Below are 12,240 nucleotides of genomic sequence, written 5' to 3'. Positions count from 1 at the left end.
CCGACGCCTGATATCCGATGCAACAACGGCGGCCGTTTTCACGCGGCCGCCGTCGTATTGGTTTGAAGCCGAACGTCAGGCGTCGCGATGACGTAGCTCGACGCGCCGGATGTCCTTCACGATCACGAGATAGCTGAACACGGTGACGAGCGCGTTCAGCCCGACGAACACGAGCGCGCCGTTGAACGAGCCGCTTGCGCCGACGAGGTAGCCGATCGCGATCGGCGCGACGATGCCGGCGGTGTTGCCGAACATGTTGAACAGGCTGCCCGACAGGCCGATCGCTTCCTTCGGCGCGGTATCCGCGACGACGGCCCAGCCGAGCGAGCCGATCCCCTTGCCGAAGAACGACACGGCCATCAGCACGATCACCAGCACTTCGCTGTCGACGTAGTTGCAGCCGATGATGACCATCGACAGCGCCATCCCGCCGACGATCGGGATCTTGCGCGCGAGCGTCAGCGACACGCCGCGGCGGATCAGCCCGTCCGACAGCATTCCGCCGAGCACGCCGCCGAGGAACCCGCAGATCGCGGGCAGCGACGTCATGAAACCGGCCTTCAGCAGCGACATTCCGCGCGCCTGCACGAGATAGATCGGGAACCACGTGAGGAAGAAGTACGTGAGCACGTTCACGCAGTACTGGCCGAGGTACACGCCGATCAGCATCCGGTTCGACAGCAGCTGGCGCACGTAGTACCAGCCGGCCACGCGGCTGCTTTCGGATCGCGAGCCGTTGCTGCTGCGCGCGGCGGTGCGCACCAGGCCGCCACCTTGTTCGATGTGGTCGAGTTCCGCGCGGTTCACGGCCGGATGATCGGCCGGGTCCTTCATGACCCGCAGCCACAGGAACGCGAGCGCGATGCCCGCGAGGCCGAGCCACAGGTACACCTGATGCCAGCCGTACGCATGCGTGAGCCACGCCATCAGCGGCGAGAACACCACGGCCGCGAAGTACTGCGCGGCGTTGAAGATCGCCGACGCGGTGCCGCGCTCGGCGGTCGGGAACCAGCTCGCGACGACCTTCGCGTTCGCCGGAAAGGCCGGGGCTTCGGCGATGCCGACCGCGAAGCGCATCGCGAACAGCGCGGCCACCGCGAACGCGGCGCTGCCGCCGAGGCCGATCGTGCTCTGCAGCAGCGTGAACGCCGACCACAGGAAGATGCTGCCCGCATACACGCGCCGCGCGCCGAAGCGGTCGAGCAACCAGCCGCTCGGCAGCTGCGCGAGCACGTATGCCCAACTGAACGCCGAGAAGATGTAGCCCATCGTCACCGGATCGATGCCGAACGCCTTGCGGATCGGCGTGCCGGTGATCGACAGCGTCGCGCGGTCCGCATAGTTGAGCGTCGTGACGACGAACAGCATCGCCAGGATCCAGTAACGCACGGCGGTCCGGCGCGCGGTGCGCGCGAGATCGAGCGGAAGCTCGCGAGAGGAGGTCTGATTAGGCACTTTAATGTACGTCGTCGTATGACATGGCGGCAGTTTATGGGCAATAATCAGACGCGGAAACCTCGGGTTTTCCCTCTGGATGATGACGTGAAAGCGTAAAAATAGCGGCAGTTATCCCGTGAAATAAGGGTTCTGCGCGTTTTGGGTCAGGGCTGGCAGGTGACGTAAATATTGATGCTTGGTGGGCGGACATCATATCTGTTGAGCTACAATGGGCGATCAATTCCCGAACCACGGAGCACACCCCATGCAACTGACTGGAGAGATGCTGATCGGCGCCGACGCGGTGGCCGGCTCGGCCGGTACCTTGCGCGCGTTCGACCCGTCGAAGGGCGCGCCGATCGACGCGCCGGCATTCGGCGTCGCGACGCAGGCCGACGTCGAGCGCGCATGCGAACTCGCACGCGATGCGTTCGACGCGTACCGCGCGCAGCCGCTTGCGGCCCGCGCGGCGTTTCTCGACGCGATCGCGGATGAAATCGTCGCGCTCGGCGACGCGCTGATCGAGCGCGCGCACGCCGAAACGGGCCTGCCCGTCGCGCGGCTGCAGGGCGAGCGCGGCCGCACTGTCGGCCAGCTCCGGCTGTTCGCGCGCGTTGTGCGCGACGGGCGCTTCCTCGCCGCGTCGATCGATCCCGCGCAGCCCGCACGTACGCCGCTGCCGCGTTCGGACCTGCGGCTGCAGAAGGTCGGGCTCGGGCCCGTCGTCGTGTTCGGTGCGAGCAATTTCCCGCTCGCGGTCTCGGTGGCCGGCGGCGATACGGCGCCGGCGCTTGCGGCCGGCTGCCCGGTGATCGTGAAGCCGCACGCGCCGCCCCTCGGCACGCCGGAGCTGGTCGGCCTCGCGATCAGCGCCGCCGTCGCGAAAACCGGCATGCCGGCGGGCGTGTTCTCGCTGCTGGTCGGCCCCGGCCGCGTGATCGGCGCGGCGCTCGTCAGCCATCCGGCGGTCCAGGCGGTCGGCTTCACGGGGTCGCGACAGGGCGGCATGGCGCTCGTGCAGCTCGCGAACGCCCGCCCGCAGCCCATTCCCGTCTACGCGGAAATGAGCAGCATCAACCCCGTCGTGCTGTTCCCGGCGGCGCTCGCCGCGCGCGGCGACGCGATCGCGACGGGCTTCGTCGATTCGTTGACGCTCGGCGTCGGCCAGTTCTGTACCAACCCGGGCCTCGTGCTCGCGATCGACGGCCCCGATCTCGACCGCTTCGAAACCGTCGCCGCGCAGGCGCTCGCGAAGAAGCCGGCCGGCGTGATGCTCACGCGCGGCATCGCCGATGCGTATCGCAACGGCCGCGGCAAGCTGGCCGAACTGCCGGGCGTGCGTGAAATCGGCGCGGGCGAGGCGGCGCAGACCGACTGCCAGGCCGGCGGCGCGCTGTACGAAGTTGGCGCGCAGGCGTTCCTGGCCGAGCCGGCGTTCAGTCACGAAGTGTTCGGTCCGGCGTCGCTGATCGTGCGTTGCCGCGATCTCGACGAAGTCGCGCGCGTGCTCGAAGCGCTCGAAGGCCAGCTGACGGCCACGCTGCAGATGGACGCCGACGACAAGCCGCTCGCGCGCCAGCTGCTGCCGATCCTCGAACGCAAGGCGGGCCGCCTGCTGGTCAACGGCTACCCGACCGGCGTCGAGGTGTGCGACGCGATGGTGCACGGCGGGCCGTTCCCGGCTACGTCGAACCCGGCCGTCACGTCGGTCGGCGCGACGGCGATCGACCGTTTCCTGCGGCCCGTGTGCTACCAGGATTTTCCGGACGATCTGCTGCCGGAAGGGCTGCAGGAGCGTAATCCGCTCGAGATTCCGCGGCTGCGGGACGGGAAGGCGGAGTGATGACGCACCTCGATTGAGGGAGCGATCCGCTGCGGCCGGGGAGCCTGAGTGCTCGCCGGTCGCAACAAAGGAAAAGGCGGAAGTGGCCGGTGAGCCGCTTCCGCCTTTTTTGCATGGCAGGTTTGGGTGGTGCCGATCTCGCCGCGTCAGTGGGCGGGATGCGCAGCGAGCCCCAGGCGGTCTGCTGCGCTCAGCAGGCGCCGGTCGCGTGTCCACAGCGTGCTGCCACCGGTCAGTCGGACCGAGGCGAGCAGGTGCGCATCGACGTAGCCGATGCCGAGCCCGTGAAGCGGCACGACATCGACCAGGCGCTGAACTTCATCGTCAGTTGCCGAGGTGGCGACGGGCAGATCGCGCAGCGCATCCAGTACGGTCTGGCGATCTCGCAGGCTGCCGAGCGCGAGTTCGCCGATCACGAAAGGATGGATCAGTACTCGATCGGTTTCCAGTAGCGCTGTGAGCGTGACGTCACCGGCGCGAAGATGGTCGATCCAGACGGAGGTGTCGACAAGAATCATGCTGGGTCCGACGGGCGGCGCGGGATGGATTCGAGATCAGGCTCGGTGCCGCCGAGTCGGGCGAGCCGACGGGCGCTTTCGCGGGCGATCAACGCGCGCAGCGCCTCTTTCACCAAGGCTGATTTTTCGGTCACGCCGGTCAATTGCTGCGCTTTGGCAAGCAGGGCGTCGTCAAGGGACAAGGTCGTGCGCATGGTGCGCCTCCGGAAAGGATCGAGGCATCAATTATCGCATCAACTGATGCTGATGGTGATGCATGTGCCAGAGGGTGTAATGAATCTGGATCGTGCCGAGGGGACATGGAGGGGGCCGCTGGCCGGGGCGAGCGCCGGCGCCGTCGTGTGGGCAAAAACGGTCGTTGATCTTGCCGGCTTTCCCGCCGCCCGCTTTTCTCCTACAGTACCGAAGCCCCGGGTCGTCCGACCCGCAGGGCGAAACCTGAGAGATCCAGAAAAAGACCAAGAGGGAACGGCATCATGAACATCAGCAAACGTGGCGACCACCTGTTCGCGGCCGGGTTGTGGAAAGCGGTTGGCGACGTCGCGAAATCAGTGCGCACGCAGGTCGGGGAATATAGCGAAGGCCGCGTGCTGGCCAATGCGCTGTTCGAATTGCAGCGCGACCTGGGCGGCAGCGAATTCGACGTGACGATCAACCAGGGGCGGCCCGTTACGGATTCCGATCCGCATTCGCTCCGGTTCGGCCAGGCCGTCAAGCGGTTCAGGCTGGACATGGAGGCGCTGGTGTTCGCGCTGAAGCATCGCCGCAGCATCGACGAACGCGACCCGGGCCTGCGCACAGACGCGCTGACACAGGCCAACAGCCAGCTGGCGACCGCGAAGCAGTACGCGATGCTCACGGTCGGGCGATTCTTCGACGCAGTCGTCGATCCCGACGTGCTCGACCAGATGCTCGCCAGCGACCCGAACACGCGTGCGCGGCGCTCGGCCACCGGCGCGGAGATCGCCGCGACCCGGCTCAGGCTGGGCAGCCTGCGCTACCGGATCGTCGGCACCATCTCGCAGATGTGACGAAAACGGCCGGCCCGCGAAGCGCGGGCCGGCCGTCGAAAGGAGCAAGCGGGGCCAAACATGCGGCGCCGCACCGGCACACACCGAGGCGTGTGCCGGTTGACTGCCCGCCGCTTACTGCGGGCCCATCTTCTTGATCAGCACGTCGAGCTCCGCGACTTCTTCATCGTTGAGGTCGACGAGCGGTGCACGCACCGGGCCTGCGTCATGGCCGACGAGCTTCGCGCCCGCCTTCACGATGCTGACCGCATAGCCCGCGCGGCGATTGCGGATCTTCAGGTACGGCAGGAAGAAGTCATCGATCAGGCGGCCGACCGTGGCGTGGTCGTCCTTCGCGATCGCTTCGTAGAATTCCATCGCCGTCTTCGGGATGAAGTTGAACACGGCCGACGAATACACCGGCACGCCGAGCGCCTTGTACGCGGCGGCATAGACTTCGGCCGTCGGCAGGCCGCCGAGGTACGCGAAGCGGTCGCCGAGGCGGCGGCGGATCGTCACCATGCTTTCGATTTCACCCACGCCGTCCTTGAAGCCGATCAGGTTCGGGCAACGGTCGGCGAGGCGCTCGAGCATGTCGGCGTTCAGCTTCGAATTCGCGCGGTTGTACACCACGACGCCGATCTTCAGCGCGCGGCACACCTGCTCGACGTGGTCGGCGATCCCTTCCTGGCTCGCTTCGGTCAGGTAGTGCGGCATCAGCAGCACGCCGCTCGCGCCGAGGCGCTCGGCCTCCTGCGCATATTCGATCGCGACACGCGTTGCGCCGCCCGCGCCGGCGAGGATCGGCACCTTGCCCTTGCAGGTTTCCGTCGCGACACGGATCACGTCCGAATACTCGCGCTGCGTGAGCGAGAAGAATTCACCGGTGCCGCCGGCCGCGAACAGCGCGCTCGCACCGTACGGCGCGAGCCATTCCAGGCGCTCGGCATAGGTGGACGGGCGGAAGCTGCCGTCGACGTCGAAATCCGTCAGCGGAAACGACAGCAGGCCGTGGGAGATGATCTGTTTGAGTTCTTGCGGTGAAGTCATGGTTGGGTCGTCCGTCTAGCGCGAGTGCTGGGTTCGTCGGGAACGGCATACGTGCCACATTGGCGATGTCGTTGTATGTCATCGTACAACGAGAGGAGGGGTGACGCAAGCGGTTTGCTGGTCGATAAATAGTAGGGTCTTTCCGGATAAGGGTTTACGCAGCATCGCCGATCAAGGTTGAATGTCGTATGATGACTAATGATATGGCCGATAGCCTCCAGGAATTCCGATGACTGCTTCCCCGCTCTATATCCGCGTGCACCCGGACGACAACGTCGCGATCGTCGTCAACGACGGCGGCTTGCCCGAGGGTGCGACGTTCGCCGACGGGCTGACGCTGCGCGAAGGCGTGCCGCAGGGGCACAAGGTTGCGCTGGTCGACCTCGCGGCCGGCGATCCGATCGTCCGCTACAACGTGGTGATCGGCTATGCGCTGGTCGAGCTGCGCCGCGGCAGCTGGGTCAACGAACGCACGATGCGCATGCCCGAACCGCCGGGGCTCGACGACCTGCCGCTCGCAACGCGCGCCGCGCCGCCGCTGCCGCCGCTCGAAGGCTATACGTTCGAGGGCTTCCGCAATGCCGACGGCTCGGTCGGCACGCGCAACATCCTCGCGATCACGACGACCGTGCAGTGCGTGTCGGGTGTGGTCGAGCACGCGGTGAAGCGGATCAAGGCCGAGCTGCTGCCGCGCTACCCGAACGTCGACGACGTGGTCGGGCTCGAGCACACGTACGGCTGCGGCGTGGCGATCGATGCGCCCGACGCCGACATCCCGATTCGCACGCTGCGCAACATCAGCCTGAATCCGAATTTCGGCGGCGAGGTGATGACCGTGAGCCTCGGCTGCGAGAAGCTGCAGCCCGAGCGCCTGCTGCCGCCCGGCACGATTCCCGTCGCGGCCGACGGTGCGGCCGACAACGGCGGCGTGGTGTGCCTGCAGGACGCTGCGCACGTCGGCTTCAACTCGATGATCGACTCGATCATGAAGATGGCCGAAGCGCATCTCGAGCGGCTGAACCGCCGCCGCCGCGAGACGTGCCCCGCGTCGGATCTCGTCGTTGGCGTGCAGTGCGGCGGCAGTGACGCGTTCTCGGGGCTCACCGCGAACCCGGCTGTCGGCTTCGCGGCCGACCTGCTGGTGCGCGCGGGCGCGACGATCATGTTCTCCGAGGTGACGGAAGTGCGCGACGGTGTCGCGCAGCTCACGTCGCGCGCGGCGAACGAGGACGTCGCGCGCGAGATCATCCGCGAGATGGACTGGTACGACCGCTACCTGCAGCGCGGCCGCGTCGACCGCAGCGCGAACACGACGCCAGGCAACAAGAAGGGTGGCCTGTCGAACATCGTCGAGAAGGCGATGGGTTCGATCGTGAAGTCGGGCAGCGCGCCGATCGCCGGTGTCGTGCGTCCCGGCGATCGCGCGAAACAGAAGGGGCTGCTGTACGCGGCGACGCCCGCGAGCGACTTCATCTGCGGCACGCTGCAACTCGCGGCCGGGATGAACCTGCATATTTTCACGACCGGCCGCGGCACGCCGTACGGCCTCGCGCAGGTGCCGGTGATCAAGGTCGCGACGCGCAGCGACCTTGCGCGCCGCTGGCACGACCTGATGGATCTCGATGCGGGGCAGATCGCGACCGGCGCGGCCACGATCGAGGACACCGGCTGGGAGCTGTTCCGGCTGATGCTCGACGTCGCGAGCGGCAAGCGCCGCACGTGGGCCGAGCAATGGAAGCTCGCGAATGCGCTGACGCTGTTCAATCCGGCGCCGGTGACCTGACGCGTGCGGTAGTTGCCGCCAGACGAAGCGGGCGCCCGAGGGCGCCCGTTTTCATTGCGGCGGCCCGGGCACGTGCACCGGCCCGCGCCGCGCGTTCGTTACGCGATGTCGATCGGCAGCGACAGCCCCACCTTCACGCGCGACATCACGACCATCGTCTCGAAGTGACGGATGTTGTGGTGTTGCCGGAACACGCGCGTGGAAAACTCCTCGTAGTGGTCGATGTCGCGCATCGCGATCATCAGCACGAAATCCGCCCGGCCCGTCACCACGTAACACTGCATGACTTCCGGCAGCGATTTCAGGAACCGCTTGAATTCGTCGAGCAGGTCGACCCGTTCGCGCTCGACCTGCACGAGCACGAGCATCGTCAACGGGAGGCCGACCTTGGTCGGATCGACGACGGACACGTCCTGCTGGATGTAGCGCTCGTCGCGCAGCCGCTTCACGCGGCGCAGGCACGCGGGCGGGCTCAGGCCGATCTCGGCGGCGAGCGCCTGGTTGGTGATCTGGTTGTCGTGCTGGAGGCGGGCGAGGATCCGCAGGTCGAAGTCGTCGAGCGGCGCGGCGGCGGGATTCATCGGATTTCCTTCGGGGAGAAAAAACGAAACAAACTCACGAACGAGGCCGCCCGATGTTTATCGGATTTCGCGACGGCTGCCGATAATCGTAGCATCCGTCAACGACGAAGCTGCGAGGAAAACATCATGCGTTCCCGACGTCTGCTGCTGGCGCGGCTCGTGCCGCTCGTGCCACTTGTGTCGCTTGTACTGGCCGTTCCCGCGTCTGGCGCGGATACGGTCGTCGTGGGTTTTGCCGGCGCGCTCACGGGCGCGCAGGCGCATTTCGGCGAGGACAGCGCGCGCGGCATCCGGCTGGCCATCGACGAAATCAACGCGGCGCATCCGAGCGTCGCCGGGCATCCGGTCACGTTCGCGCTCGACGCGCAGGACGACCAGGCCGACCCGAAGGTCGCGACGACGGTCGCGCAGCGCTTCGTCGATACGCACGTCAGCGCGGTGATCGGCCACCAGAATTCGGGGACGTCGATTGCCGTCGCGCGGCTCTATGCGACGGCGAACATCGCGGAGCTGACGCCGTCGGCCACCAATCCCGAATTCACGCGTCTCGGCTATCGCACGACGTTCCGGATGCTCGCGAACGACGACTTCCTCGGGCAGGCCGTTGCCCGCTATGCGGTCGAGCAGCTGCACGCGCGCCGCATCGGCGTCGTTGACGATCGCACGGCTTACGGCCAGGGCATCGCGGACGTGTTCGTCGACGGGCTCGGGAAGACGGGCTCGGCCGTGGTCGGCCGCGAATACACGACCGACAAGGCGTTCGACTTCGGCGCGCCGCTGACGCTGCTCAAGGGCAAGTCGCCCGACGCGATCTTCTTCGGCGGCATGGACACGCAAGGCGGCCCGATGCTCAAGCAGATGAAGAAGTTGCGGATCGCCGCGCCGCTGCTGGGTGGCGACGGTCTGTGCACACACGAGATCCTGAAACTGGCCGGCGATGCGCTCGACGGCAACCTCGTGTGCGCGGATGGCGGCCGAAGCCTCGCGAAGATGCCGGGCGGCCCCGCGTTCGCGGCGCGCTTCACGCAGAAATACGGCGCTCCCGTGCAGCTCTACGCGCCGTATGCGTACGACGCGATGATGGCCGTCTACCACGCGGTGATGCTCGCGCAGTCCACCGATCCCGCGAAGATCGTCGACGCGCTGCATCGCGTCGACTTCCAGGGCGTGACCGGCCGGATCGCGTTCGACGCGAATGGCGAGCTGCGCGATCCGGCGGCAACGATTTCGACGTTCAAAGGAGGCAACAAGGTGACTTTGTCGGAGGTAGTGAAATGAATACGCGGATTCTTCCCGTGGGCACCGTATCGTTGCGCGACGTCGCGCGTCCGGTCGGCGACGTCGCCGATCCCGCCGTGCGTGAAGCGGCCGGCGCACTGCGCGCCGCGCTGCGCGCGTTTCGCGACGAGCACGGTTTCGGCCGCGCGGTCGCCGCGCCGCAGATCGGCGTCGGGCAACGGATGATCGCGCTGGCGCTCGATGGCTGGCCCGACGTGATCGCGAACCCCGAGATCGTGTGGCGCAGCGATGCGCGCATGACGCTGTGGGACGACTGCATGTGCTTTCCCGACCTGTTCGTGCGGGTCGAGCGCCACGCGTCGGTGAGCGTGCAGTACACGACGCTCGACGGCGAGCTGCATCGGCGCGACGCGCTGTCGCCCGATGTGTCGGAGCTGATGCAGCACGAGATCGATCATCTCGACGGCAAGCTGTCGTTCGATCGCGCGGCGGGGCCGAATGCGGTCGTGCATCGCAGCGTGTTCGAAGCCGATCGCGCGTCGTTTGCCGCGCAGGTCGACTACGCGCCGCAGGTTCCCGACGCGGCACGCACGGCGCCGGACGATATTCAGCCTGCCGAAGCGCCCGCGTATCCGCCGGGCGCCGCGTACATGAACGGCCGCTTCATTCCGATCGCCGACGCTCGCGTGTCGGTGCTCGACTGGGGCTTCCTGCATTCCGACGTCACGTACGACACGGTGCACGTGTGGAACGGCCGCTTCTTCCGCCTCGACCAGCACATCGCGCGGTTCAGGCGCTCGCTGGCAAGGCTGCGGCTGAATGTGCCGCTGAGCGACGACGCGCTGCGTGACATCCTCGTCGAATGCGTGCGCCGCTCGGGCTTGCGCAACGCGTACGTTGAAATGCTGTGCACGCGCGGCGTATCGCCCACCTTCAGCCGCGATCCGCGCGACGCGGTGAACCAGTTCATTGCGTTCGCGGTGCCGTACGGCTCGGTCGCGAACGAACGGCAGTTGCGCGAGGGCCTGCATCTGCACGTGGTCGACGACGTGCGGCGGATTCCGCCCGAATCGGTCGATCCGCAGATCAAGAACTACCACTGGCTCGACCTCGTCGCGGGGCTGTTGAAGGGCTACGACGCGGGGGCGGAGTCGGTCGTGCTGAAGTGCACGGACGGCAGCATCGCCGAAGGGCCCGGATTCAACCTCTTCGTCGTGCGCGACGGCGGGCTTCGGACGCCCGAGCGCGGCGTGCTGCACGGCATCACGCGGCAGACCGTGTTCGAGCTGGCGGCGTCGATGGGCATCGACGCGCAGGCCGATCGCATCGACGACGCGCAACTGCGCGACGCGGATGAAGTGTTCATCACGTCGACGGCCGGCGGGATCATGCCCGTCACGCGGCTGAACGGCGCGCCGATCGGCGACGGCCGGCCGGGCCCGATGACGCGCCGGCTGTTCGACGCGTACTGGGCGAAGCACGAGGATCCGGCGTGGAGCCTGGCGGTCGACTACGCGGCCGGTTGATGGCGGGTGGTGGATGGCTGATGGTTGATCACGGCAGCGCGGGCGCGATTTCCTTACCTCGTACGTAATCGACCGCCCGCGCGAGGCCGGCGACGATGACTGCACGCGAACACGAAACACGCCACATTCGCGACATCGTCCTCTCATCGACACAAGGAGCCTCGCCATGAACACCGCCCAATCTGCTTCGTCCGTTTACGCCGACCTGATCGACCGCTACTTCGACGCCTGGAACGAACTCGACGTCGCGCGCCGCCGCGCGCTGATCGATGCGACCTACGCGAGCGACGCGGCGTATCGCGATCCGCTGATGGCCGGCGACGGCCACGCAGGCATCGACGCGATGATCGCGGCCGTGCAGGAGCGATTTCCCGCGTTCCGCTTCCGCCGCACGACGGACGTCGACGGGTTCGGCCAGCACCTGCGGTTCTCGTGGGCGCTCGTGTCGCCCGACGGCGCGGCGATCGTGAAGGGTTCGGACTTCGGCACCGTCGACGCGTCGGGCCGCCTCGCATCGGTCACGGGCTTCATCGACGAAATGCCGGCCGCGGCGTCGTGACGCGAGCGATGCATGCGCAGCGGTCACCGGGATCGGGTAACGTTACGCGTTCGTTCCTGATCCCGGAGACTAGCCGACATGCTGAAGAATCTCGACCCGCTGCTGCACGCCGACATCCTGCACACGCTGCGCGCGATGGGCCATGGTGACGAAATCGCGATCTGCGATGCGAATTTCCCCGCGGAATCCGTCGCGGAGCACACGGTGGTCGGTCGCGCGCTGCGGATCGACGGTGCCGATTCGGCGCGCGTCGTGCGCGCGGTGCTGTCCGTGCTGCCGCTCGACACGTTCGTCGACACGCCCGCGTGGCGGATGGAGGTCGTCGGCGATGCGGCGGCGGTGCCACCCGTGCAGCGCGAGGTGCAGGCCGAGATCGACCGCGCGGAAGGGCGCGCGGTGCCGCTTGCGGGCGTCGACCGGTTCGCGTTCTACGAGCGCGCGCAGCAGGCCTACGCGGTGATCGTCACCGGTGAGCTGCGCGGCTACGGCTGCTTCATCTTCAAGAAGGGCGTGTTGTTGAGCGACGCGGGCTAAACGCCTTTTCATCCCGCCGCCTTCGGGCCGCGCGGCCGCCGCCGTGTAAAGATTTGCTACAACCTTTTTCTTGGACACGGCCGAAACTCTGTCTATGCTGGCCCATTTGCCGCGGGCCCCGCAGGGCTGCGCGGCGCCGAGCCGCCCGGGCGTGCCCCGC

12 protein-coding genes are annotated in these 12,240 nt (G+C 67.3%); 7 read left to right on the top strand and 5 right to left on the bottom strand.

The annotated features are described in order from the left end of the window. Nucleotides 1-75 precede the first annotated feature (75 nt). Entirely contained in the window at nt 76-1,455 is a 1,380-nt protein-coding gene (locus G3O00_RS12775; RefSeq protein WP_206143147.1) for an MFS transporter, read from the bottom strand. 247 nt (nt 1,456-1,702) lie between these two features. On the opposite strand from G3O00_RS12775, the gene G3O00_RS12770 reads away from it, so the two are divergent. Further along, on the top strand, nt 1,703-3,280 hold the full coding sequence (locus tag G3O00_RS12770) for an aldehyde dehydrogenase (NADP(+)) (RefSeq protein WP_206143146.1): 1,578 nt from the start codon (nt 1,703-1,705) through the stop codon (nt 3,278-3,280). A 146-nt stretch (nt 3,281-3,426) separates the two neighbouring features. Here G3O00_RS12770 and G3O00_RS12765 read toward each other — a convergent pair whose 3' ends face one another. Both G3O00_RS12765 and G3O00_RS12760 read right to left on the bottom strand, forming a co-directional pair. Next, nucleotides 3,427-3,798, bottom strand: coding sequence for a type II toxin-antitoxin system VapC family toxin (locus tag G3O00_RS12765; RefSeq protein ID WP_206143145.1), 372 nt, complete (start codon nt 3,796-3,798; stop codon nt 3,427-3,429). Continuing rightward, nucleotides 3,795-3,992 carry a type II toxin-antitoxin system VapB family antitoxin gene (locus G3O00_RS12760; protein WP_011353944.1) on the bottom strand — a complete coding sequence of 66 codons (198 nt, stop codon included), beginning with the start codon at nt 3,990-3,992 and terminating at the stop codon, nt 3,795-3,797. The genes G3O00_RS12765 and G3O00_RS12760 overlap by 4 nt, the downstream gene beginning before the upstream one ends. A 282-nt stretch (nt 3,993-4,274) precedes the next feature. Between G3O00_RS12760 and G3O00_RS12755 the strand changes: the two genes are divergently transcribed. After that, complete coding sequence (locus G3O00_RS12755; RefSeq protein WP_174933402.1) at nt 4,275-4,829, top strand: hypothetical protein; 555 nt, start codon at nt 4,275-4,277, stop codon at nt 4,827-4,829. 114 nt (nt 4,830-4,943) lie between these two features. Here the strand turns inward: G3O00_RS12755 and kdgD are convergent, their stop codons facing one another. Beyond that, nucleotides 4,944-5,858: a 5-dehydro-4-deoxyglucarate dehydratase gene (gene kdgD / locus G3O00_RS12750; protein WP_206143144.1), complete on the bottom strand. Its 915-nt coding sequence runs from the start codon at nt 5,856-5,858 to the stop codon at nt 4,944-4,946. A 229-nt stretch (nt 5,859-6,087) separates the two neighbouring features. On the opposite strand from kdgD, the gene garD reads away from it, so the two are divergent. Further along, nucleotides 6,088-7,641 carry a galactarate dehydratase gene (gene garD, locus G3O00_RS12745; protein WP_174933406.1) on the top strand — a complete coding sequence of 518 codons (1,554 nt, stop codon included), beginning with the start codon at nt 6,088-6,090 and terminating at the stop codon, nt 7,639-7,641. A gap of 98 nt (nt 7,642-7,739) precedes the next feature. On the opposite strand, the gene G3O00_RS12740 is transcribed toward garD, so the two are convergent. Beyond that, the gene (locus tag G3O00_RS12740) at nt 7,740-8,222 is read right to left on the bottom strand and encodes an Lrp/AsnC family transcriptional regulator (RefSeq protein WP_166956571.1); all 483 of its coding nucleotides are present in this window, start codon (nt 8,220-8,222) and stop codon (nt 7,740-7,742) included. 126 nt (nt 8,223-8,348) lie between these two features. Between G3O00_RS12740 and G3O00_RS12735 the strand changes: the two genes are divergently transcribed. From G3O00_RS12735 to G3O00_RS12720, 4 genes are all read left to right on the top strand, one after another. Beyond that, entirely contained in the window at nt 8,349-9,500 is a 1,152-nt protein-coding gene (locus tag G3O00_RS12735) for a branched-chain amino acid ABC transporter substrate-binding protein (RefSeq protein ID WP_206143143.1), read from the top strand. Then, the gene (locus G3O00_RS12730) at nt 9,497-10,987 is read left to right on the top strand and encodes an aminotransferase class IV (protein WP_206143142.1); all 1,491 of its coding nucleotides are present in this window, start codon (nt 9,497-9,499) and stop codon (nt 10,985-10,987) included. Before G3O00_RS12735 ends, G3O00_RS12730 begins: the two co-directional genes overlap by 4 nt. A 166-nt stretch (nt 10,988-11,153) precedes the next feature. Continuing rightward, entirely contained in the window at nt 11,154-11,546 is a 393-nt protein-coding gene (locus tag G3O00_RS12725; protein ID WP_206143141.1) for a nuclear transport factor 2 family protein, read from the top strand. 78 nt (nt 11,547-11,624) lie between these two features. Then, on the top strand, nt 11,625-12,080 hold the full coding sequence (locus G3O00_RS12720) for an RbsD/FucU family protein (protein ID WP_166890090.1): 456 nt from the start codon (nt 11,625-11,627) through the stop codon (nt 12,078-12,080). Nucleotides 12,081-12,240: the final 160 nt, after the last annotated feature.

The sequence above is a fragment of the Burkholderia sp. Ac-20384 genome, from assembly GCF_017104605.1.
Classification (GTDB): Bacteria; Pseudomonadota; Gammaproteobacteria; order Burkholderiales; family Burkholderiaceae; genus Burkholderia; species Burkholderia lata.
Note: the sequence above shows the minus strand (reverse complement) of the source record. Positions and strands in the feature narration are given on the sequence as shown.